This is a genomic window from Lysobacter concretionis Ko07 = DSM 16239, assembly GCF_000768345.1.
In the GTDB taxonomy this organism is placed as follows: Bacteria; Pseudomonadota; Gammaproteobacteria; order Xanthomonadales; family Xanthomonadaceae; genus Novilysobacter; species Novilysobacter concretionis.
This window is the reverse complement of the sequence record NZ_AVPS01000004.1, coordinates 335,133-357,393: the sequence shown is the minus strand read 5'-3', so window position 1 is coordinate 357,393 and position 22,261 is coordinate 335,133. Positions and strand designations below refer to the sequence as shown.

General features: G+C 65.9%; 26 protein-coding genes and 1 other RNA gene. 17 read left to right on the top strand and 10 right to left on the bottom strand.

Annotated elements, in window-relative coordinates:
• Window positions 1–31: 31 nt before the first annotated feature.
• Complete coding sequence (fur, locus tag N792_RS06185) at window positions 32–442, bottom strand: ferric iron uptake transcriptional regulator (RefSeq protein WP_036193417.1); 411 nt, start codon at window positions 440–442, stop codon at window positions 32–34.
• A 145-nt stretch (window positions 443–587) separates the two neighbouring features.
• Between fur and N792_RS06180 the strand changes: the two genes are divergently transcribed.
• A complete protein-coding gene (locus N792_RS06180; protein WP_036193588.1) occupies window positions 588–971 on the top strand; it encodes an outer membrane protein assembly factor BamE in 384 nt (127 codons plus the stop codon).
• Between the two features lie 38 nt (window positions 972–1,009).
• On the opposite strand, the gene N792_RS06175 is transcribed toward N792_RS06180, so the two are convergent.
• Both N792_RS06175 and N792_RS06170 read right to left on the bottom strand, forming a co-directional pair.
• The gene (locus N792_RS06175) at window positions 1,010–1,318 is read right to left on the bottom strand and encodes an RnfH family protein (RefSeq protein WP_052103550.1); all 309 of its coding nucleotides are present in this window, start codon (window positions 1,316–1,318) and stop codon (window positions 1,010–1,012) included.
• Window positions 1,281–1,712, bottom strand: coding sequence for a type II toxin-antitoxin system RatA family toxin (locus N792_RS06170; protein WP_036193415.1), 432 nt, complete (start codon window positions 1,710–1,712; stop codon window positions 1,281–1,283). Before N792_RS06170 ends, N792_RS06175 begins: the two co-directional genes overlap by 38 nt.
• Window positions 1,713–1,773: 61 nt before the next feature.
• Between N792_RS06170 and smpB the strand changes: the two genes are divergently transcribed.
• A complete protein-coding gene (smpB, locus tag N792_RS06165; RefSeq protein WP_036193412.1) occupies window positions 1,774–2,283 on the top strand; it encodes an SsrA-binding protein SmpB in 510 nt (169 codons plus the stop codon).
• A gap of 51 nt (window positions 2,284–2,334) precedes the next feature.
• Here the strand turns inward: smpB and N792_RS13425 are convergent, their stop codons facing one another.
• A complete protein-coding gene (locus N792_RS13425; RefSeq protein ID WP_052103548.1) occupies window positions 2,335–4,527 on the bottom strand; it encodes a CHASE domain-containing protein in 2,193 nt (730 codons plus the stop codon).
• Window positions 4,528–4,655: 128 nt separating this feature from the next.
• Here N792_RS13425 and ssrA point away from each other — a divergent pair.
• Together ssrA and N792_RS13420 are read left to right on the top strand one after the other, a co-directional pair.
• Window positions 4,656–5,009, top strand: a transfer-messenger RNA (tmRNA) gene (gene ssrA, locus N792_RS13755).
• Window positions 5,010–5,203: 194 nt separating this feature from the next.
• A complete protein-coding gene (locus N792_RS13420) occupies window positions 5,204–5,422 on the top strand; it encodes a hypothetical protein (protein WP_425478852.1) in 219 nt (72 codons plus the stop codon).
• A gap of 94 nt (window positions 5,423–5,516) precedes the next feature.
• Here N792_RS13420 and N792_RS06150 read toward each other — a convergent pair whose 3' ends face one another.
• Window positions 5,517–6,209 (bottom strand): YiaD family glycine zipper/OmpA-like lipoprotein, encoded by a 693-nt coding sequence (locus tag N792_RS06150; RefSeq protein WP_036193407.1) that lies wholly within the window; start codon window positions 6,207–6,209, stop codon window positions 5,517–5,519.
• A gap of 177 nt (window positions 6,210–6,386) precedes the next feature.
• On the opposite strand from N792_RS06150, the gene N792_RS13415 reads away from it, so the two are divergent.
• Window positions 6,387–7,076, top strand: a complete 690-nt coding sequence (locus tag N792_RS13415; protein ID WP_052103547.1) for a class I SAM-dependent methyltransferase — start codon at window positions 6,387–6,389, stop codon at window positions 7,074–7,076.
• Window positions 7,077–7,078: 2 nt separating this feature from the next.
• Here the strand turns inward: N792_RS13415 and N792_RS06140 are convergent, their stop codons facing one another.
• The 5 genes from N792_RS06140 to N792_RS06120 form a co-directional block, all read right to left on the bottom strand.
• A complete protein-coding gene (locus tag N792_RS06140) occupies window positions 7,079–8,503 on the bottom strand; it encodes a replicative DNA helicase (RefSeq protein ID WP_036193405.1) in 1,425 nt (474 codons plus the stop codon).
• Between the two features lie 276 nt (window positions 8,504–8,779).
• Entirely contained in the window at window positions 8,780–9,232 is a 453-nt protein-coding gene (rplI, locus tag N792_RS06135; RefSeq protein ID WP_036193404.1) for a 50S ribosomal protein L9, read from the bottom strand.
• A 102-nt stretch (window positions 9,233–9,334) separates the two neighbouring features.
• A complete protein-coding gene (rpsR, locus tag N792_RS06130) occupies window positions 9,335–9,565 on the bottom strand; it encodes a 30S ribosomal protein S18 (RefSeq protein WP_036193402.1) in 231 nt (76 codons plus the stop codon).
• Window positions 9,566–9,592: 27 nt separating this feature from the next.
• Window positions 9,593–10,048, bottom strand: a complete 456-nt coding sequence (gene rpsF / locus N792_RS06125; RefSeq protein ID WP_036193582.1) for a 30S ribosomal protein S6 — start codon at window positions 10,046–10,048, stop codon at window positions 9,593–9,595.
• A 224-nt stretch (window positions 10,049–10,272) separates the two neighbouring features.
• Window positions 10,273–10,611: a HesB/IscA family protein gene (locus tag N792_RS06120; RefSeq protein ID WP_036193401.1), complete on the bottom strand. Its 339-nt coding sequence runs from the start codon at window positions 10,609–10,611 to the stop codon at window positions 10,273–10,275.
• A 156-nt stretch (window positions 10,612–10,767) separates the two neighbouring features.
• Here N792_RS06120 and asnS point away from each other — a divergent pair, with 156 nt between their 5' ends.
• The 12 genes from asnS (at window position 10,768) to sbcB (ending at window position 22,257) form a co-directional block, all read left to right on the top strand.
• A complete protein-coding gene (gene asnS, locus N792_RS06115; protein ID WP_036193400.1) occupies window positions 10,768–12,168 on the top strand; it encodes an asparagine--tRNA ligase in 1,401 nt (466 codons plus the stop codon).
• 28 nt (window positions 12,169–12,196) lie between these two features.
• On the top strand, window positions 12,197–12,499 hold the full coding sequence (locus N792_RS06110; RefSeq protein ID WP_036193399.1) for a hypothetical protein: 303 nt from the start codon (window positions 12,197–12,199) through the stop codon (window positions 12,497–12,499).
• The gene (locus N792_RS06105; protein ID WP_036193398.1) at window positions 12,499–12,822 is read left to right on the top strand and encodes a hypothetical protein; all 324 of its coding nucleotides are present in this window, start codon (window positions 12,499–12,501) and stop codon (window positions 12,820–12,822) included. Before N792_RS06110 ends, N792_RS06105 begins: the two co-directional genes overlap by 1 nt.
• A gap of 69 nt (window positions 12,823–12,891) precedes the next feature.
• Window positions 12,892–13,680, top strand: coding sequence for an SDR family oxidoreductase (locus tag N792_RS06100; protein ID WP_036193397.1), 789 nt, complete (start codon window positions 12,892–12,894; stop codon window positions 13,678–13,680).
• A gap of 52 nt (window positions 13,681–13,732) precedes the next feature.
• Window positions 13,733–15,157, top strand: coding sequence for an aldehyde dehydrogenase (locus tag N792_RS06095; RefSeq protein ID WP_036193396.1), 1,425 nt, complete (start codon window positions 13,733–13,735; stop codon window positions 15,155–15,157).
• Window positions 15,158–15,163: 6 nt separating this feature from the next.
• Entirely contained in the window at window positions 15,164–15,826 is a 663-nt protein-coding gene (gene can / locus N792_RS06090) for a carbonate dehydratase (protein WP_036193395.1), read from the top strand.
• 1 nt (window position 15,827) lies between these two features.
• The gene (locus N792_RS06085) at window positions 15,828–16,253 is read left to right on the top strand and encodes a RidA family protein (RefSeq protein ID WP_036193394.1); all 426 of its coding nucleotides are present in this window, start codon (window positions 15,828–15,830) and stop codon (window positions 16,251–16,253) included.
• 2 nt (window positions 16,254–16,255) lie between these two features.
• Window positions 16,256–16,801: a 3-hydroxyanthranilate 3,4-dioxygenase gene (locus tag N792_RS06080; protein ID WP_036193579.1), complete on the top strand. Its 546-nt coding sequence runs from the start codon at window positions 16,256–16,258 to the stop codon at window positions 16,799–16,801.
• Between the two features lie 22 nt (window positions 16,802–16,823).
• The gene (locus N792_RS06075; RefSeq protein WP_036193393.1) at window positions 16,824–17,849 is read left to right on the top strand and encodes an amidohydrolase family protein; all 1,026 of its coding nucleotides are present in this window, start codon (window positions 16,824–16,826) and stop codon (window positions 17,847–17,849) included.
• An 85-nt stretch (window positions 17,850–17,934) separates the two neighbouring features.
• Window positions 17,935–19,209: a kynureninase gene (gene kynU / locus N792_RS06070; RefSeq protein ID WP_036193392.1), complete on the top strand. Its 1,275-nt coding sequence runs from the start codon at window positions 17,935–17,937 to the stop codon at window positions 19,207–19,209.
• A gap of 173 nt (window positions 19,210–19,382) precedes the next feature.
• Window positions 19,383–20,798 (top strand): FAD-dependent oxidoreductase, encoded by a 1,416-nt coding sequence (locus N792_RS06065; protein ID WP_224743849.1) that lies wholly within the window; start codon window positions 19,383–19,385, stop codon window positions 20,796–20,798.
• Between the two features lie 4 nt (window positions 20,799–20,802).
• Window positions 20,803–22,257, top strand: coding sequence for an exodeoxyribonuclease I (sbcB, locus tag N792_RS06060; protein WP_036193390.1), 1,455 nt, complete (start codon window positions 20,803–20,805; stop codon window positions 22,255–22,257).
• Window positions 22,258–22,261 lie beyond the last annotated feature (4 nt).

The window sequence follows — 22,261 nt, the reverse complement described above, 5'->3', positions numbered from 1 at the left end:
GCGGCGCGCTCGATCACGCCGCGGCTGATGGTTATCGCGGCGCCTTCTTCTTGCGTACGTACAACACCAGCGAGTGGTCCTCGATCTCGTAGCCGTACTGCGCAGCGATGACATGCTGCAGGCGCTCGATCTCCTCGTTCTCGAATTCGATGATCTTGCCGGTATCGACATCGACCATGTGGTCATGGTGACCGCCGCGATCGAGCTCGTAGACCGACTGGCCGGCCTCGAAATTGTGCTTGAGCACCAGTCCCACCGCCTCGAACTGGGTCAGCACCCGGTACACGGTCGCCAGCCCGATGTCCTCGCCCTGGTCGAGCAGTTGCCGGTAGATGTCCTCGGCGGTCACATGACGCGGCTTGGACTGCTCCAGGAACTGCAGGATCCGTATGCGCGGATGCGTCACCTTGAGGCCGGCGTTTCGAAGATTCTGGGTTTCCATCGTGGGCTCCTGACGGGGTCCGCGGCGGGCGGCATACGCCCGGCGACACCGGATGACATGGAAAGCGGGAGGCCGCGCGGCGGCGGCGGCAGTGTATCATCGCCCCGATATCCGCCTGCTGCAGACCCCGATGCCCAAGCACCCATTGCGTACGATCCTGCTCGTCCTTGCCGTCGCCGCGACTACCGCCGGCTGCGGCATCGTCTACCGCCAGCCCATCTACCAGGGCAACCTGCTGGAAGAAAGCGCAGTCAAGCAGTTGCAGGTCGGAATGGACAAGCAACAGGTCCTCGGCCTGCTCGGCACGCCCTCGGTGCAGGACCCCTTCCACCACGACCGCTGGGACTACACCTCCACCCAGCGGCTGGACCGGCTGGCGCGCACCCGCATCAAGAACCTGACCCTCTGGTTCGACGACAGCGGACTGGTGAAATGGGATGGCGATTATTTCCCCGAGCAGGATGCGGAGATCTCCAGGAACTCGGTCAAACAGTTCGGACGCAACCTGGCCAAAGAGAAGAAAAAGTAGGCGGCATAAAGCCGGCTCTCGCCGGTTCGGGCTGCGCTTCAGGCCCCGGACTTTCTCGCGCGGCGACGCCGCGCCTCCTTGGGATCGATCGTCAGCGGCCGCAGCAGTTCAACCCGGTCGCCATCGTGCAGTGGTGTTTCCAACGCCGCATTGATGCCGAACACCGCATAGCCGGTGATGCCGTCGATGCGATCCATGCCCGATGCCTTCAACGCATCGCCCACGCAGGCTCCCGGCGACAACTCCAGCTCGATCCATTCGTGTCGCCCGGGCCAGGCGCAGATCACCCCGACTTTCACTCGACGCCACTCACTCGGCACCGCGGTCGGCGGCACGGATGAAATCATCGACCATGCGGTCGGCAAGCTTCTGGAAACCGATGGCCATCGCAGGTCCCAGCAAGCGCATCGCCGGCTCGAAGCTGAGACTCAGGCTGATCTTGCAGGCCGATTCATCCAGGGCGTGGAACTCCCAGCGCCCCGACAGTTTCCGGAACGGCCCGTCCACCAGCGCCAGATCGATGTGGTGCGGCGCCGAGAACGTGTTCCTGGTCGTGAACCAGGTCTTCAACGCACCCAGTCCCAGATCGAGCCGGGCCACCATGTGGGTGTCGGACGACTCCAGCACCTGCGCCTCGTTGCACCAGGTGAACCGGCGCGGATAGGCAGCCACGTCGTTGACCAGCGCAAACATCCGCGCGGCGGAGTGATCGACAAGGGCGGAGCGCTGGATCGTGGTCATGGGTGTGCGACAGACATCATCCGGTATCACGCCCGGCCCTGGATCGGACACAATAGACGCAATGACAAAAAACAAAGACAACAAGACCGGCAAGGATAAGGGAAAGGCGGGCGGTGGCACCATCGCGCTGAACAAGCGCGCACGCTACGACTACCACCTTGAGGACCGCTTCGAAGCCGGCCTGTCCCTGCAGGGCTGGGAGCTCAAATCGATCCGCGCCGGCCGCGCCAACATCGGCGAAAGCTACGCGGTCGTCCGCGGTGGCGAGATGTTCCTGTTCGGCGCGCAGATGACGCCGGTGATCTCGACCTCCAGCCACGTCGTCGCCGACCCCATGCGCACCCGCAAGCTGCTGCTGCACCGGCGCGAGATCGACAACCTGATCGGGCTGGTGGAGCGCGACGGCTACACGGTGATCCCGACCTCGATGTACTGGAAAGGCAACAAGGTCAAGATCGAGCTGGCGCTGGCCAAGGGCAAGCAGAATCACGACAAGCGCCAGACCAGCAAGGATCGCGACTGGGCGCGGGAGAAGCAGCGGACCCTGCGGGCACACAACAAGAACGCCTGAGTGCCATTGCTCCGGCTGGCCCTGTTGCCAGTAGCCTTGTTGCCCGTTGCGTCAGCCTTCCTCCCTGTCCGGATCGCCCGGCAAGGTGAAGTAGAACGTCGCGCCCTCCCCTTCACGCCCTTCGGCACGGATGGTGCCGCCATGCCGCTCCACGATCCGTTTGGCGGAGGCCAGGCCGATCCCATGGCCTTCGAATAGCGATTGGGGATGCAGCCGCTGGAACGGCCGGAACAGCTTCTGGACGTAGTCCTGCGAGAACCCGGCGCCATTGTCGCGGATGAAAAACTCGTTGCCGCGGTGGCCGAATTCGATCCGCGCCTGGTCGCGGTGGCGGGTGAACTTCCATGCGTTGCCGAGCAGGTTGCCCAGCAGGTTGCGCAGCAGGCTGGAATCCCCCTCGGCATGCAGGTGCGGGGCAATCTCGACCTCGACATCCCGACGTTCCCGGTCGGCGGTGCGCAGATCGTCGATGATTTCGCTTGCCATCCGCGCCAGGTCGACGGGCTCGGTCTTGAGCGCACCCCGGCTGACCCGCGACATCTTCAGCAACGCATCGATCAGCTCCCCCATCCGCCCGGCCGCGCCACGCACCCGGGCGAGGTAGTCCAGCCCGGCCTCGTCGAGCTTGTCCGCATAGCGCTCGGCGAGCACCTTGCTGAACCCGTCGATCGCGCGCAGCGGCGCACGCAGGTCGTGGGAGACGCTGTAGGCGAACGCTTCCAGCTCCTGGTTGGCCTGGCTCAGCTCGCGCGTACGCAAGGCGACCCGCGCTTCCAGCGTGCGGTTCAACGCGCGCACCTTCGCCTCCGCCCGCAGGCGGGCAGTCACGTCCTCGACCTGCACCAGTCCGGCGATCCCCTCACCCACGCTGCCCGGAAGCGGTGAATAGGTAAGTTGGACATGACGTGGCTCGCCGCCCTTGCGATGCAGCCGCCGGGTCTCACGCCGCACGCCTTCGGCATCGCCCGGCTGGGCCGGCTCACGCGCCTCCGCGGGGCTCTCGTCGTCTTCGAAAAAGGCATCGAAACGCTCACCGGCCAGGGCCGCCGATGAAAGGCCCACGATCTTGCCCAGCGCGGCGTTGGCTTCGACGATCCGGCCGCTGTTGTCGAGGATGCCTTTGCCGATCGCGGAGTACTCCATCGCCGTCCGGAAGCGCTCCTCGCTGTGCCGATAGTCCTCGGTCAACCGCAATGCAACGGCGTGGACACGCGACTGGTTGCGCGCAAGCATCCAGGCGATCGCGTACATCAGCAGCGAGGCAAACAGGCCCAGGGCGAGGATGTTCTGCAAGCCGCCCAGACGCGGCACCGCCTCGGCCAGCGGCGGTGAATCGAACTCCATCCGCCAGCGTCGACCATAGTTCTCGAACTCCACCGTGTTCCGGAATGCGGGAGCCGACCCGCCCGCATTGCCCTCCGTGGCGAACAACAGCGAGGGAGTCTGGTCGGTGATATCGAATATGCGGAAGCGGGATTGGCGGTCGGCGAGCACTTCGTCGATGAACGCGTCGACCCGGAATGGCACATACACCCAGCCCAGCATCGACGCCTTGCGCGCTGCAACGGTGTCGGGCCGTTTGGCGTCGCGATACACCGGCAGATACAGCAACAGGCCGGCATCCCCGGGCGACCGGTCCTGCAGCAGATGCACCGGGCCGGACAGCGAAGGCTTGCCGGACTCCATTGCTTTCCTCATTGCGCCGCGCCGGACCGGCTCGGAATACATGTCGTAACCGATGACGGACCGGTTCTCTGCGGTTTGAGGTTCCAGGTAGAGGATCACCCCGAGACTCTCGCGATCCCCATGAGGCCGTACATCCAGCAACCCCCATCCCGCCTGACGCCATTCCTGCTTGAGATCCTCCACCCGCGACTGGCGCAGGTACCCGCTGAATCCGAGACCCGATATGCTCGGGAAACGTCGCGACAACTCCATTCCCTCCACATAACCGAGCCACTGCTGCGGCGTGGGCCGTGTCACCGACGCGAACAGGGAGATGCCGCCACCGGCAAGCAGTTCGAAATTGACCATTCGCTGCTGCAGAAGATCGGCGACGCCCTGGGTTTCGGCGACGAAAGCCAGCTCGCTGGCGCGCAACTCCCGGTCATAGGCGATACGCCATAACGCAAACACCGAAGCCAACGAGGCCAGCAGGACAACCAGTGCCCACAACTGCCCCCGCAAAGGCCGCAGGCGACTGAGAAAGGAGCGTGCCGGGGTTTCGTCGATCGAGGTATCCATCCCCGGAAGCATACAAGGCACACAGCAGGCCAAGAGCCACATGAACAGCTCTTCGTGCACGACACAGGTTCGCTTGTGTACTCGCCATGCAGCCCTATACTGGGCGGGTCAGCAATCTTGTAGTCCCCGGGGGTGCACTGGCTTCGACGGGGGTCGCGAAATCGCTTGGCGCATGCCGAGGGGGTAGCTTTCCTCGTAAATCCAGCTGCAAACTTCTAGTTGCCAACGACGACAACTACGCACTGGCCGCTTAAGGCCTAAGCCCCGAAATCGCTTGTGTCCGTGCTCGCGACGTAGGGTCATCATCACGGAATCGCCGGGAGTGGCCGCCTGCCAGCACCCGGTTAACCCAAAGCAGGCTGGTTCCCGGATGCGCTTCGCGCACCGTGCTGTCCGGGAGCGAGATCCAACGGTGAGCTAAGCATGTAGTGCCGGGGATGGAGTGCCTTCGGACGGGGGTTCGAATCCCCCCACCTCCACCAATTGAACGTGCGAAACCAAGGCCCCGCAAGGCTCTCAAGCTTGCGGGGCTTTTTGTTCGGGCCATGAATGCATGGATGACGTGGTCTGGCCGACGCTGCCTGGCATCATCGGCCCGGTTCCTCCCCGCCTGCGCGAAATCACGCCGGTTTACTCCGGTGCCTGTACGGTGAAGCCATCGACAGAGGAGGCGACGATGTCCACGTTCAATCATTCCACCAGCTTGCGGGAGGCTGACCGCGATCGGCGACCCAATCCGGCTCTTGATGAAACGCCGGAGGAGCGGGCGGCGCGCAAGCAGCACGAGAGCGACAATCAGGACGAGGCACTATTGGAGACTTTTCCGGCAAGCGATCCGGTATCGCCCTTCATTCCTGCAAAGCCGGGAATGACCGCGGCGCTGAGTCTCCTGTAGGCGGTCGCAGACGTTCCAGAAGCCGGTTGGGTGACGGCAAGCTCAATAAAAACGGGCCCTTGCGGGCCCGTTTGTCTGACTCAGATGAGCCCGATCAGTAACGGATAGGCACCAGGGTCAGCTCCACACGGCGGTTCTGCGCGCGGCCTGCCTCGGTGTCATTGCTGGCGATGGGCCGGCTCTCACCGGCGCCGGTAACGATGAAGCGGTCACGCATGAGCCCCCGCGACATCAGGTAGTTGCCCACCGCATCGGCGCGGCGGACGGACAACGTCTGGTTGTAGGCGTCTGAACCGACGCTGTCGGTGTGGCCGGCCACCTCGATGATGGTCTGGTTGTACTCGCTGAGGGTCCGGGCCAGGTTGTCGAGCACGGGATAGAACTGGGGTTGCAGCGAGGAGCTGTCAAAACCGAAAGTGATGTTGTCGGGCATGTTCAAGGTGATGTTGTCGCCCTGACGCACGACACCGACGCCGGTACCGGCCATCTGTTCGCGCAGTGCGCGCTCCTGCCGGTCCTGGTAGTTGCCGATCGCAGCACCCGCCAATCCGCCGACACCGGCACCCACCAGGGCGCGCTGACGACGTTCGGTGGCATCGCTTCCGCTGAGCAAGCCCGCGACCACGCCGGCTACGGCACCAATGGCCGCTCCCTTCTGGGTGCGCGCATTGGGGTTGGGTTGCGCGTAGGGATCCTGGCTTCCGTAGGCACCACCGGGGGTGACGCAGCCGGCGAGCATAGTGCTCAGTGCTGCGGCGGCGAGTACGTACTTGGTCTGGTTCTTCATGATGGCGTGTCCTTTCTTGGTGATGGCATGGGTAACAGGGGCAAAGCTAAACACGTTGTCGTATGAACAAGGTGATTGGGCCATTTCCCTATTCAGGTTCCAGCCGGAGTTCCGTGCGCATGTCCGGATTCGGACGTGGAACGCGTGGTCTGTGAAGAGCGTACGGGAGAGTGTGCCTTGGAACTGGAAACCGATTCCCTCGTGACCGAGACCACAACCGTTTCTTACCACCTGAGCGAACTGGCGATCGCTCTCGACCCCGACTCGCCGCGCCACGCGATGCCGCAACTGGTGGCCGGCGATCGGGCGATCCTGGATATCGGCTGCGGTATCGGTCAGACGCTGGTGGCCTGCGCCCAGGCTCCCGGACGGCGGCTGGTAGGGCTGGATATCGATCACGATTGCCTGACCTATGGACGGCAACATTTCGGGCATATCGAGTTTGTCCACGGAACGGCCGAGCAACTGCCGTTCCGGGAAGGCGCGTTCGACCTGGTGGTGTCCCGGGTTGCGCTGCCGTATTCGGATATCGGGCGATCCCTGCATGAAATCGCGCGGGTGCTCGGCAGCGACGGTCGGGTATGGCTGAGCCTGCACTCATTCGCGAAGACCTGGGCGGAGTTCAAACGATCGCTTGGCCGTCGCGACTACAAGGATGTGCTGTTCCGCGCATACGTGGCGACCAACGGGTCGCTGCTTCATTGCCTCGGCCGGCAATTCCGCTTTCCACGCAACCGGCGATGCGAATCGTTCCAGACATCGTGGGGAATGCGGCGAAGTCTGGAAAAGGCCGGGTTCACCGACATCCATATCCGGCGCGGTGAGCACTTCATCTGTACCGCGCGCAAGCGCGGTGGTGCGCAGTAGCGCTATTCGAAGCTGCCGACCGAGTCGTGGGACAGGTTGTCGAAGCGCGTGTATTCACCGAAGAACTTCAACTTGATCGATCCGGTCGGGCCGTTACGCTGCTTGCCGATGATGATCTCGGCCAGACCCTTGTCGGGCGAGTTTTCCTTGTTGTAGTAGTCATCGCGGTAAATGAACATGATGACGTCCGCGTCCTGCTCGATCGCGCCCGACTCCCGGAGATCGGCCATCACCGGGCGCTTGTCGGCACGGGTTTCCAGCGAGCGGTTGAGCTGCGACAAGGCGATCACCGGCACGTTGAGCTCCTTGGCCAGGTGCTTCAGGGAGCGCGAGATCTCGGAGATCTCGGTGGCGCGGTTTTCGGTATTTCCCGGCACCGCCATCAGCTGCAGGTAGTCGACCACCACCAGGCCCAGATCGTGCTCGCGCTTGAGCCGGCGGGCCTTGGCGCGCAATGCGTCCGGCGACAGGCCCGGCGTGTCGTCGATGAAGATCTTGGATTCCTTCAGCATCCGGATCGCACTGCTGACCCGGCTCCAGTCCTCGTCCTCCAGCTGGCCGCTGCGCAGGCGCTGGGCATTCACCCGGCCGTTGGACGAGATCAGGCGCAAGGCGAGCTGGCTGGCCGACATCTCCATCGAGAACACAGCGACCGCCTTCTTGCTCTTGATGGCCGCGTACTCGGCGATGTTCAGCGCCAGCGTGGTCTTGCCCATCGCCGGACGGGCGGCAAGGATCAGCAGGTCGGTCGGCTGCAGTCCGGCGGTCATCTCGTCGAGCTCGGTGTAACCCGTGGACAGGCCGGTGACCGACCCGCCCGCGGCATAGCGCGTCTGCAGCACGTCGAAGGCTTCCGACAACGCGGTGTTGATCGCGGTGAAGTCGGTGCGACCGCGCGCGCCGGCCTCGGCGATGGCGAATACCTGCTGCTCGGCGGCGGACAGGATTTCGCTGCTCTCCCGGCCTTCGGGCTGGAAGCCGTCGTTGACGATGGTGGTGCCGACCTCGATCAGTTTCCGCAGCACCGCCTTGTCGCGGACGATCTCGGCGTAGGCCTTGATGTTGGCGGCCGACGGCGTGGTGCTGGCCAGCTCGATCAGGTAGGCGCCGCCGGCGACCTGCTCGGACTCGCCCATCGACTCGAACCATTCGCCCAGGGTGACGGCATCGAACGGCTTGCTTTTCTCCGCCAGTTCGCGGATCGCGCGGAAAATCAGCTGGTGGTCGCGCCGGTAGAAGTCGTGCTCGCCCAGGCTGTCGCCGACGGTGTCGTAGGCGTCCGGCGCAAGCATCAGGCCACCGAGCACGGCCTGCTCGGCCTCGATGGACTGCGGCGGCACGCGCAACTGGTCGAGACGTTGATCCGCGCGGCTCTCGAAACGCGAATCGCCGCGGTATTCACCGCGGAAGCCGGGGCGTGCACTCATCGAAAGTAGGGTTCCTGACTAGGGCCATGGCGGCGGAAGCTCGCCGGCCGAATGAGCATCCTAGGGCCGGACGCGCGGAAGGGTTGCAGACAACTCTGTGGATAACCGGTGGACAGCGCGGGACAAGTCCGCCGCCTGGACGCTATCCCATGGACGCGTCTCAGCGATTGCGATCCCGGCTTGGCATCATGCAGAAAAACGAAGGGCACCTTGCGGCGCCCTTCGTCTGGATCAGCGGCGGGACCGGGCACATGACCCGGAACCGTTTGCGGTCAATCAGACCGTTTCGCCTTCGACAACCACCGTGACGGTGGATTCGATATCGGCGTGCAGGTGGATGACCACCTCATAGCTGCCGGTGCGGCGGATCGCGCCTTCGCCCATGATCACCTCGGACTTCTCGACCGCGTAGCCGGCCTTGGTCAGCTCCTCGGCGATGTCACGCGTGGTGATGGAGCCGTACAGCTTGCCTTCGGTCGCGGCGTTGGCGCGGATCGTGATCGATGCGCCTTCGAGCTTGGCCTGGCGCGCCTCGGCATCAGCGTGCAGGGCCTTCGCCTTGGCTTCGTACTCGGCGCGACGGGCTTCGAACTCGGCCAGGTTGGCCGCCGTAGCCGGCGCCGCCTTGCCCTGCGGGACCAGGAAGTTGCGGCCGTAACCCGGCTTGACGTCGACCTTGTCGCCGAGCTTGCCGAGGTTCTGCACGTTCTGCAGGAGGATCAGTTGCATGGTGTTGCTCCGTGTTCGTTAGCGGGGCGCGGGGCCCCGCAACTGGTGGCTGTCCGAACGGACGTTCACCCCGCCTCTACGAAAAGAGGCGGGGAAACAGGCTCAGGCGTTGTGGTTGTCGGTGTACGGGATCAGCGCGAGGTAGCGGGCGCGCTTGATGCACGTGGCCAACTGGCGCTGGTACTTCGCCTTGGTGCCGGTGACGCGGCTGGGGACGATCTTGCCGGTCTCGGTGATGTTCTGGCGCAGGGTGTTGAGATCCTTGTAGTCGATCTCCTTCACGCCTTCAGCGGTGAACTTGCAGAACTTGCGGCGACGGAAAAATTTGGACATGAGTGCGCTGCTCCTATGGGGGCGTGATCAGGCGGTTTCGGCAGCGTCGTCGGAATCTTCCGATTCCGCATCGCTGTTGGCGTCGGACTTGTCGTCGTCGCTGTCGTCGTCACGACGACGGCGCTCGCCACGGTCGGAGCGCTCGGGCTTGTCGCCCTTCTCGTCCTTGAACTTCATGATCAGCGACTGCTCGGTCTCGGCCTCGTCACGCTTGATGACCAGGTGGCGCAGGATCGCGTCGTTGAAGCGGAAGCTGTCGACCAGCTCGTTCAGCACGCCCTGGCTGCACTCGATGTTCATGAGCACGTAGTGGGCCTTGACCAGGTTCGCGATCGGGTACGCCAGCTGGCGACGGCCCCAATCTTCCAGGCGGTGGATCTTGCCTTCGCCGCCTTCGATCAAGCCCTTGTAGCGCTCGATCATGGCCGGCACCTGCTCGCTCTGGTCCGGGTGGACCAGGAACACGATTTCGTAATGACGCATGGTGTTGTCCTTGTGGATATCGGCCTTGCGGCCGGGCAGCCCCCCACAGCCGGATGGCGTGCAGTGGAGCAAGGTTCCGACGGTCAATGCCGCAGGAAGCCGGAAATTATCGCAGTTTTCCGGCCCGTCAACCAGTTGCCGGGCTGTTTATCCGCTGTCCGGGCCCGAATGGGAGGGATCGGCGGCGCCGGCCCATGCCGCGAGCGTGCAGCTATTCCACCTGATCAGGCCCGGTCGGCCGCCGTGGTGAAGCTCTCGCCGCAGCCACATTCGGCGCTGGCGTTGGGATTGCGGAACAGGAACTGCTCGCCCAGCCGCTGCTTGACCAGATCGATCTGGGTGCCGTCCACCTGCGGCAGGCTCAGCATGTCCACATAGATACGCACGCCGTCCTGCTCGAACACGGTGTCTCCCGCGCGCTCTTCCCTGGCAAGGTCGGCATGGTGCTGCCAGCCCGAACACCCGGTCTTGGTGGCACCGAACCGCAGGCCGATCGCATCGGGGGTTTCGGCCAGATAGCGCTGGACACGGGCAAGCGCGGCGGGGGTCAGGGTGATGCTCATAGAACCTCCAGATACATGACGTCAATCATACCGGCCTTGAAGCGCACGCCGGCCTTGCTGCAGGTACCGGCGTTCATGCAAGCACTCCGGTAAACTGCGGCCCTTCCCATATCGGCCCGAACAGGCAAGGAATCAAGGCATGACGGCGGTCCGCGCATGACGACAACCAGCGTCCAACACGCACTCGCCGGCAAGCTGCCCGCGGGCGGCGAAGTCACTGTCCGCGGCTGGGTGCGTACCCGGCGCGATTCCAAGGCCGGGCTGAGTTTCGTCAACGTCAGCGATGGCTCCTGCTTCGCGCCGATCCAGGTCGTGGTGCCCAGCACCCTGTCCAATTACGAGGACGAGGTGAAGCACCTGACCGCCGGCTGCTCGGTGATCGCCACCGGCGAGCTGGTCGCCTCCCAGGGCAAAGGCCAGGGCTTCGAGATCCAGGCCCACACGCTGGAGGTGGTCGGCTGGGTCGATGACCCGGAAACCTACCCGATCCAGCCCAAGGCCCACTCGCTGGAGTTCCTGCGCGAGGTCGCCCATCTGCGCCCGCGCACCAACCTGTTCGGCGCGGTCACCCGCATCCGGCACTGCCTGGCGCAGGCCGTGCACCGGTATTTCCACGAGAACGGCTACTTCTGGATCAGCACACCGATCATCACCACGTCCGATGCCGAAGGCGCCGGGCAGATGTTCCGGGTGTCGACCCTGGACATGGCCAACCTGCCGCGCGACAAGGCGGGTGCGGTCGATTTCAGCCGCGATTTCTTCGGCAAGGAAACCTTCCTGACCGTGTCCGGCCAGCTCAACGCCGAGGCCTACGCGCTCGCGCTGAGCAAGGTGTACACGTTCGGGCCGACGTTCCGGGCCGAGAATTCCAACACCACCCGCCACCTGGCGGAGTTCTGGATGGTCGAGCCGGAGATCGCGTTCGCCGACCTGATGGAGAACGCACGGGTCGCCGAGGACTTCCTCAAGTACCTGTTCCGCGCAGTGCTGGACGAGCGCGAGGACGACATGGCGTTCATCACCGAGCGCGTGCAGAAGGATGCGCTGACCCGGCTGGAAGGGTTCGTCAACGCGCCGTTCGAGCAGATCGACTACACCGACGCGATCACCCTGCTGCAGAAATCGGGGCACAAGTTCGAGTTCCCGGTGGAATGGGGCCTGGACCTGCAGACCGAGCACGAGCGCTGGCTGACCGAGCAGCACGTCGGCCGGCCGGTGGTGGTCACCAATTACCCCGAGCACATCAAGGCGTTCTACATGCGCCTCAACGACGACGGCAAGACCGTCGCGGCGATGGACGTGCTGGCGCCGGGCATCGGCGAGATCATCGGCGGCAGCCAGCGCGAGGAGCGCCTGGACGTGCTGGACGCGCGCATGGCCCAGTTCGGCCTGGATCCGGAGCTGTACCAGTGGTACCGCGATTTCCGCCGTTACGGCTCGGTGCCGCACGCCGGATTCGGACTCGGCTTCGAACGGCTGGTGGTGTACGTCTGCGGGCTGAGCAACATCCGCGACGCGATCGCCTTCCCGCGTGCGCCGGGCAACGCGGAGTACTGATGCCGATGACCTGCCGAGGTGGCAACCCGTGATCCTGTTCTTCGCCCTGCTCTGCCTGGCCGCGGCCATCGCCGGCGCAACCGCGTTCGTGATCTTCTGGCCGCTGACGCTGGTGCACCTGAGGGATCGCCAGCCCAAGCTGCTGGCGGGCTTCGGCCCCAATGCGTTCGCACAACCCTCGGCGTGGACGTGGCTGCTGCTTGGCGGCTACCGCAAGGCGGCCGATCGCAACCTTGACGGACTTGCCACCCCCGCCCGGATCGCCTTGCTGGTGATCATCGGGGGGCTGGTGTGTTCAGGCGTTCTGTATCTGGCTTCGGGGTTGCTGTGATGAGTGCTGAAACGGAAACCACCGGAAGCCAGGAGCAATGGTGGCTGGCGACACTCGGACGCACTGTTGTCTGGGCGCGTCTGCGGGTGCTGGAAGCCGGCACCGCCGAAGTGCTGGACAGCGACGGCAACACCCTGCCCTTCGACAGCGAGGATTCCGCGCGCGCTGCGTTGATGGACGCCGAGTTCGCCGCGCTGGACGGCATGGACGCGGACGATGCCGACGCACGCGGGCTCCGGCTGGAAGATCTGGTTCCGCCACAAGCCGAAGACGACGCGCAATTGCGTGCCCTCATGGTGCAGACCTTCGCCCTGCGGCACTGATCCGGCGTCATCGACCGTACCGCCTTGAGTGGGCGGTTCGGCCTTGGCTGATTTGACTTGGAGGGCAACATGGACCTGAACCTCAGTGGCAGGCATGCGCTGGTATGCGGTGCCAGCCAGGGCATCGGGCTGGCGACGGCGACGGCGCTGGCCGGATTGGGCGCCGATGTGACCCTGCTCGCGCGTCGCGATGCACTGCTGCGTGAACTGGCCGGGCAGTTGCCCAGGATCCGCGATGGACAGGTGCACGGCTGGATCGCCGCCGATGCCGTCGATACCGAACGCCTGCGGGCGCAAGTAGAGGCGCTGGCGGCCGGCAAGCCGGTGCACATCCTGGTCAACAACAGCGGCGGACCGCCACCGGGCACGGTGCACGGCACCGGCATCGCCGCGTTCGAGTCGGCCCTGCGCCAGCATCTGTTCGCCAACCACGCCGTCACCGAAGCGGTCATCCCGGGCATGGAGCGTGATGGTTACGGCCGTATCGTCAACGTCATCTCCACCTCGGTGAAGGAACCCATCAAGGGGCTGGGCGTGTCCAACACCACGCGCTGGGCGGTGGCGGGCTGGGCCAAGACGCTGGCGACCGAGTTGGCACCCAAGGGCATCACGGTCAACAACGTGTTGCCGGGCTCGACCCTGACCCCGCGCATCGACCAGATCATCGATACCACCGTGGCCAGGACGGGGCGCAGCCGCGAGGATGTGTTCGCCGGCATGGTCGCGGAGATCCCGATGGGCCGGTTCGCGCAGCCCGAGGAAACCGCCAATGCGATCGCCTTCCTGTGTTCACCGGCCGCCAGCTACATCACCGGCATCAACCTGCCGGTCGATGGCGGACGCACGCGGTCGCTGTAGCCGCCGCAATACGGTCAAGGACGAAACCGCATTGTCGCTATAAACTAGCGCGATGCGCCTGGCCCACTGGATCGACGGCAAACCCCGCGACGCGATGCGCGGCAGCGGTATCGACGTGTTCGATCCGGCAACCGGAAAGGCGTTTGCGCAGGTCGCTGCCGGCGATGGCGACGATGTCGAGTTGGCGGTCAACGCGGCGCAGGCAGCCTTCCCCGGCTGGTCGTCGCTGCCCCATTCGGAACGCGCACGCTGGCTGGAAAAGCTGGCCGATGCGCTGGAACAGCGGCTGGAGGCGTTCGCCCAGGCGGAGTCGCGCGACGGCGGCAAGCCGATCCGGCTCGCGCGCGACGTGGAAATCCCGCGTGCGATCAGCAACCTGCGGTTCTTCGCCCACGCCGCGACCCAGTTCGCCAGCGAATCCCACCACGGCCAAGCCGGGTTGAACTACACCTTGCGCCTGCCTCTGGGCGTGGTGGCGACGATTTCACCGTGGAACCTGCCGCTGTACCTGCTGACCTGGAAGATCGCGCCCGCGCTGGCCGCCGGCAACACCGTGGTCGCCAAGCCGTCCGAGATCACCCCGGTCAGCGCGACGATGCTGGCCGAGCTGGCGGCGGAGGTCGGTTTTCCGGCCGGCGTCCTCAACATCGTCCACGGCCGTGGCCCCGAGGTGGGCGAGCCGTTGGTGACCCACCCGCTCGTGAAGGCGGTGTCGTTCACCGGCAGCACCGCGGTCGGCCGCCGGATCGCCGGGCTGGCGGCCCCGCTGTTGCGCAAGGTCTCGCTGGAACTGGGCGGCAAGAACCCGACGCTGGTGTTCGCCGACAGCGACTGGCGCGACAACCTCGACACCCTGGTGCGTTCCGCGTTCCAGAACTCCGGCCAGATCTGCCTGTGTGGCTCGCGCATGCTGGTCGAACGCCGCATCTACGATGAATTCCGCGAGGCTCTGGTCGAACGCGCACGGGCGCTGCGCGTGGGCGATCCAGCCGACGAGGACACCGAGCTCGGGCCGCTGGTCTCCCAGGCCCATTACGACAAGGTCGTCGCCGCGCTGCAGCGCGCCCGCGATGAAGGCGGACGCATCCTTTGCGGTGGCACGGCACTCGATCGTCCGGGCTGGTTCGTCGCCCCGACCGTGATTGAAAACCTCGGCCCGGATTGCGCGACCAATCGCGAGGAGATCTTCGGCCCGGTCGTCACCCTGCAGGCCTTCGACCACGACGATGCAGCACTCGCGCTGGCCAATGCCGGCGACTACGGCCTGTCCGCTTCACTCTGGACCCGCGACCTCAACCGCGCCCACCGCCTGGCCGCGCAGTTGCGCGTCGGCATGGTCTGGATCAACACCTGGATGCAGCGCGACCTGCGCACGCCGTTCGGCGGCAGCGGTGCATCCGGCCTCGGCCGCGAAGGCGGCACGGAGGCGATGCGATTCTTCACCGACGCCAAGAACGTCGGTCTCCACATTGGATAACCCCACATGAACTCCCTGAAAGATCTGCTGCAAAAAAACCGTGAATGGGCCGACCGCATCAGCGCGGAGGACCCCGGGTTCTTCGAGCGCCTGTCCCGGCAGCAAGCGCCCGAATTCCTCTGGATCGGCTGCTCGGATTCGCGGGTACCTGCCAACCAGATCATCGACGTCTCGCCGGGCGAAGTGTTCGTCCACCGCAACATCGCCAACGTCGTCGTCACCACCGACCTCAACTGTCTGTCGGTGGTCCAGTTCGCGGTCGACGTGCTCAAGGTCAAGCACATCCTGGTGGTCGGGCACTACGGTTGCGGTGGTGTGCACGCAGCGCTGCATGACACGCGACTGGGGCTGTCCGACAACTGGGTGCGCCACGTCGCCGATGTCGCCGAAAAACATGCGGACAGCCTGCTGAAGTTCGAAGACGACGAGCTGAAACACGACCGTCTGTGCGAGTTGAACGTGCTCGAACAGGTGGCCAACGTCTGCCACACCACCATCGTTCGCGACGCGTGGAACCGCGGCCAGGCACTGTCGGTGCACGGCTGGGTCTATACCCTGCGCGACGGCCGGGTACACGACCTGGGCGCCAACGTCACTTCCGCCGAGACGCTGCCTGCGATCTACGCCGACGCGCTGTCGCGCATCCAGGTCGACCGCGAGGACCGGTGACATGGCCGACGCGATCCGCGCCGCCAGCGCTCCCCGGCCCGTCGGCAGCTACCCGCATGCCCGACGCGTCGGCAGCCAGTTGTTCCTGTCAGGCATCGGCCCGCGCGACCCGGCCACCAACGCGATCCGCGGCAATGTCCACGACGCCGACGGCCGCCTGCTCAGCTACGACATCGACGCCCAGACCCGCGCCACCTTCGCCAACGTGCGCGCGGTACTGGAAGCCAGCGGCGCACGCTGGGAAGATCTGGTCGACGTCACCGTCTACCTCACCGACATGGCGGCCGACTTCCAGCGCTACAACGCGGTATGGGCCGAGTTTTTCCCCGACATCGACACCGCGCCCTGCCGTACAACGCTGGGCATCAGTGCACTGCCGACGCCGATCGCGATCGAGCTGAAGTGCATCGCCGCCCTGGAGGAATGACCGTGCTGCCCAATCCAATCAACCTGCACGCCTGGATCGAGGAGCACCGCCACCTGCTCAAGCCGCCGGTCGGCAACAAGGTGATCCACGACGGCGACTTCATCGTGATGGTGGTCGGTGGCCCGAACGTGCGCACCGATTACCACTACGACGAGGGCCCGGAGTGGTTCTGCCAGATCGAGGGCGAGATGATCCTGCGCATCCAGGAGGCCGGTGAGGACGGCCGCTTCGCGGTACGCGACATCCCGATCCGCGCCGGCGAGATCTTCCTGCTGCCGCCGCGCACGCCGCACTCGCCGCAGCGCATGCCCGGCTCGATCGGGCTGGTGGTCGAGCGCCGCCGCCTGCCGCACGAGGACGACGGCCTGATGTGGTTCTGCGAGCAGTGCAACCACAAGCTGTACGAGGAGTTCTTCCATCTGCATGACATCGAGACGGACTTCCCGCCGGTGTTCGAGCGTTTCTACGCCTCCGTCGACCGTCGCAGCTGCAAACACTGCGGGCATCTCAATCCGGCACCCGACAAGTACGTCATGCCGGACACCTGAGCGGCACGGCTAGACTGCCCGCATGCTCAAGATCGATACCCACGCCCATTACCTGCCGCGCAACTGGCCCGACCTTGCGCGCAAGTACGGCGACCTGCGCTTTCCGGTGATCCATCACACCGAGGACGGGCGTCACCGGATCTACAAGGACGGCAAGTTCTTCCGCGAGATCTGGTCCAAGACCTGGGACCCGCAGGAACGCATCGACGACTACGCCCGGTTTGGCGTGCAGGTGCAGGTGCTGAGCACGGTGCCGGTAATGTTCTCGTACTGGGCGCGGCCGCATCACGCGCTGGAGCTGCACCAGGCGCTCAACGACCACATGGCGGCCACTTGCCGCGATTACCCGCGCCACTACGCCGGCATCGGCACCGTGCCGCTGCAGTCGCCGCGGCTGGCGGTGCAGGAACTGGAACGCTGCATGGACCAGTTGGGCCTGCAGGGGGTGCAGATCGGCAGCCACGTCGGCAGAGCGCCTGATGAACACTGGAACCTTGACGCGCCGGAGCTGTTCGAGTTCTTCCAGGCCGCCAGCGAGCTGGGCGCGGCGATCCTGGTGCACCCCTGGGACATGATGGGCACCGAGAGCATGCCCAAGTACTGGCTGCCGTGGCTGGTCGGGATGCCCGCCGAGCAGTCCCGCGCCGCGTGTTGCCTGATCTTCGGCGGCGTGCTGGAACGCCTGCCGAAGTTGAAGATCTGCCTCGCCCACGGCGGCGGCAGCTTCCCGTACACGATCGGCCGCATCGAGCACGGCTTCAACATGCGCCCCGACCTGGTCGCCACCGACAACCCGCGCAACCCGCGCGAGTATCTGAAGCAGCTCTACTTCGACTCCTGGGTCGCCGATGACGCCGCCCTGCGCTACCTGCTCGACACCTGCGGCGTGGACCGGGTGATGCTGGGCACCGATTACCCCTTCCCGCTCGGCGAGCAGGCACCGGGCTCGGGCATCGACTCGTTGGGACTGGCCGATCCCCAGCAGCAACGCCTGTACCACGGCACCGCGCTGGAATGGCTCGGACTGCCGAAGTCGCGCTTCGAATGAGCGCAGCTGACCGTCCGACGCTCATTGGCGAGCGTCGCCACGGTGATCGCGCCCTGTCGCCCACTTTTTTCGAGACCCTGCCTTCGTGACTGACATCCACTCCCTCGACCATGCCCGCGCGCTCGACGCCGCCGACCCGCTCCCGACCCTGCGTAGCGAGTTCCATATCCCGCAGCACGACGGCGGCGACCAGGCCTACTTCGTCGGCAACTCGCTGGGCCTGCAGCCGCGTGGCGTACGCGCGCAAGTTGAGGACGTGCTCGACAAGTGGTCGATGGAAGCGGTCGAAGGGCATTTCCGCGGCCATTCGCAATGGATGAGCTATCACCGGCTGATGCGCGAGCCACTGGCGCGCATCGTCGGCGCGCAGCCGGAAGAAGTGGTCGCGATGAACTCGCTGACCGCCAACCTGCATTTCATGATGGTGAGCTTCTACCGGCCCACCGCCGGGCGGCCCGCGATCCTGGTCGAGGCCGGCGCGTTTCCGACCGATCGCTATGCGGTCGAGTCGCAGATCGCCTTCCACGGTTTCGACCCGGCCACCGACCTGATCGAACTGGCGCCCGACCAGCCCGGCGGCGTGTTCTCGATGGCGTCGATCGAACGCGCGATCGCCGAGCACGGCCATCGGCTGGCACTGGTGCTGTGGCCGGGCGTGCAGTACCGCACCGGGCAGTCCTTCGACATCGGCGAGATCACCCGCCTCAGTCACGCCCAGGGCGCGATGTGCGGCGTCGACCTGGCCCATGCGGTCGGCAATACGGAGCTGGCCCTGCACGACAGCGGGGTCGATTTTGCGGTGTGGTGCCACTACAAATACCTCAACAGCGGGCCGGGTGCCGTCGCCGGTTGCTTCGTGCACGAGCGCCACGCCCGCAGCGACGTTCCGCGCTTCGCCGGCTGGTGGGGCCATGACGCGGCCACCCGTTTCCAGATGGGCCCGCACTTCCAGCCCACACCCGGCGCGGAGGGCTGGCAGCTGAGCAATCCGCCGATCCTCGGCCTCGCGCCGCTGCGTGCTTCGCTGGACCTGTTCGACCGGGTCGGCATGAAAGCCTTGCGGAAAAAGTCCCTGCGCCTGACCGGCTATCTGGAGTCGCTGATCAGCCAGCGGCTGGACGACACCCTGCAGGTGCTGACGCCGGCGGAGCCCGAGCGCCGCGGTTGCCAGTTGTCGATCCGCGTGCGCGGAGGACGCGAGCAGGGCCGCAGCCTGTTTGAATACCTCGCCGCCAACGGCGTGCTGGGCGACTGGCGCGAGCCCGATGTGATCCGCATCTCGCCCGCGCCGCTGTACAACACGCACGAGGACATCCTGCGGTTCGCCAATGGCGTGGATGCCTGGCGACAGGCGCGCTGACCCGTGATGGCGGCGCTTCGCTATGCTCCGCGAGGTCGCCATCATCTCCCTTGCCCGACGCCGCCACTCCCGCGCGGATCAACGACCCCAAAGGCAGAGTCTTCTTGACGCCCCATCCAGACCAGGCCGGTAGCAACTCGACGGACGCCGGCACAGCCGGAGTTCCCCCGTCCGTGTCCGGCAAGCACCTGACCATCATCGGCGCCGGTCTCGCGGGCGCACTGCTGGCCACCCTGCTCGCGCGGCGCGGCTGGCAGGTCGACGTGTACGAAAAACGCGGCGACCTGCGCGAACTGGGCTACGAGCGCGGCCGTTCGATCAACCTCGCCCTGGCCGAGCGCGGTCGCCATGCCCTGCGCCAGGCCAACGCCGACGATGCGGTGATGGCGCAGACGGTGATGATGCGCGGCCGTATGGTGCATTTCGCCGACGGCCACCTGGACCTGCAGCGCTACGGCCGCGACGACAGCGAGGTGATCTGGTCGGTGCACCGCGGCGAGCTCAATGAAGTGCTGCTCAACATCGCCGAGCAGGCCGGCGCCCGCATCCATTTCCACCACCGGCTCGACAGCGTTGATTTCGACAACCGTATTGCGCGCTTTGGCGACGACCGCAACGACGAGGTGCGCGAGATCCGCTTCCAGAGCCTGGTCGGCGCGGACGGTGCCGGCTCGTCCCTGCGCCAGGCGATGGCGAAGGTCGTCGAGTTGGGCGAGCGCAGCGACTTTCTCGGCCACTCCTACAAGGAGCTGGAAATCCCGCCCGGGCCCGACGGCGGATTCCGGATCGAGCCCAACGCGCTGCATATCTGGCCGCGTGGGCGCTACATGTGCATCGCACTGCCCAACAGCGAGGGCACCTTCACCGTCACCCTGTTTTTGCCGAACCATGCCCTGCCGAACCATGCCCTGCCCAACCACGCCAGCCCGATGCAGGCCGCCGCGCCGGCGGTTCCCGGCTTCGACACCATCACCACCGGTGCCGAGGCGCGCGCATTTTTCGACCGCGACTTCCCCGACGCCTCGCGGCTGATTCCCGAACTCGAACACGACTTCGAGAACAACCCGACCGGCCTGCTCGGCACGCTGTACCTCGACCGCTGGCACCTCGACCGCCGCGCGGTGCTGATCGGCGACGCCGCGCATGCGATGGTGCCGTTCCACGGCCAAGGCATGAACTGCGCTTTCGAGGACTGCGTATCGCTGGCACAACACCTCTCCCGGACCGACGATCGCGCCGAGGCCTTCGCCGGCTTCCAGGCCGAGCGCCTGCCCAATGCGCGCGCGATCCAGCACATGGCACTGGAGAACTACCTGGAGATGCGCGACCGCGTCGATGACGACGACTACCTGCTGCAGCGCGAGCTCGAGCACCTGCTGGCCGCGCGCCACCCCACCCGCTTCGTGCCCCGCTACGCGATGGTCACCTTCCGCCACATGCCCTACGCGCTGGCGCTGGAACGCGGCGACCTGCAACGCGAATTGCTGGTCGAGCTGACCCGCGGCCGCGAAAGCCTCGACGGCCTGGACTGGGACCTCGTCGATGCCGCGGTCGTCGCGCGCCTGTCACCGCTGCCGCCGGAAGACTGACCCGATGCCCGCGACGTTCCTGTTCTACGACCTGGAAACCTTCGGTGCCGACCCGCGCCGCACGCGCATCGCCCAGTTCGCCGCGATCCGCACCGACGCCGACCTCAACCCGGTCGAGGAACCCATCAGCATTTTCGTCAAGCCCGCCGACGACCTGCTGCCCTCGCCCATCGCCACCCTGATCACCGGCATCACGCCGCAGCACGCGCTGCGCGAAGGCATGCGCGAGTGCGACGCGCTGGCGCTGATCTTCGAGGAGATGGCGCGGCCGGAGACCTGCACGCTGGGTTACAACTCGCTGCGCTTCGACGACGAGTTCATCCGCCACGGGCTGTTCCGCAACTTCTTTGATCCCTACGAGCGCGAATGGCGCGGCGGCAACTCGCGCTGGGACCTGCTCGACGTGATGCGCTTCGCCCACGCGCTGCGCCCGGACGGCATCGTCTGGCCGCAACGCGAGGACGGTGCGACCTCGTTCAAGCTCGAGCACCTGGCCGAAGTCAATGGCGTGCGCGAGGGCGATGCGCACGAAGCCCTGTCCGACGTGCGCGCCCTGATCGGCCTGGCCCGCAAGCTCAAGAGCGCGCAGCCGCGCCTGTGGGATTACGCCCTGCGCCTGCGCGACAAGCGCTACGCGGCCAGCCTGCTGGACGTGGTCGCGATGACGCCGGTGCTGAACGTGTCCCAGCGCTTCCCCGCCAGCCGGATGTGCGCCGCGCCGGTGATCCCGCTGGCCCGCCATCCGCACATCGACAGCCGGGTGCTGGTGTTCGACCTGGCGCAGGATCCGGAAAGCCTGCTCACCCTGGATGCCGATGCGATCGCCGCACGCCTGTACGTGCGCGCCGCCGACCTGCCGGCAGGCGAAGAGCGCGTCGCCCTGAAGGAGATCCACCTCAACCGCAGCCCGGCGCTGTCGGCCTGGGACCATCTGCGTCCGGCGGATTTCGAGCGTCTGGGCATCGACCGCGGATTGACCGAGCAGCGCGCCGCGCGCCTGCGCGATGCCGGTCCGGCGCTGGTGGAAAAAGTCCGCGCCGTGTTCGGTCGCCAGCGCGAACACGCACCGTCGGACGTGGATGCCAGCCTGTATGACGGCTTCATCGATGGCAGCGACAAGCGGCTGTTCGCCGACGTCCGCAGCACCGCACCGGAAGCTCTCGGCGAGCGCCGGTTCGACTTCCGCGATGCGCGCCTGCCCGAACTGCTGTTCCGCTACCGCGCCCGCAACTTCCCCGAGCACCTCTCGCCGGAGGAACGCCTGCGCTGGGACGACTACCGCCGCTCGCGCCTGCAGGTGGCATCGGAACTGTCGGAATACAGCTTCGCCAGTTTCGATACGGAGCTGGCGGCCCAGCGCGAACAGCACGCCGGTGATGCAGACCGACTGGCCCTGCTGGCCGAACTCGAGCAGTGGCGCCGCGGCATCGAGCGCGATCTTTCACCGACCGCCGCATGACGAC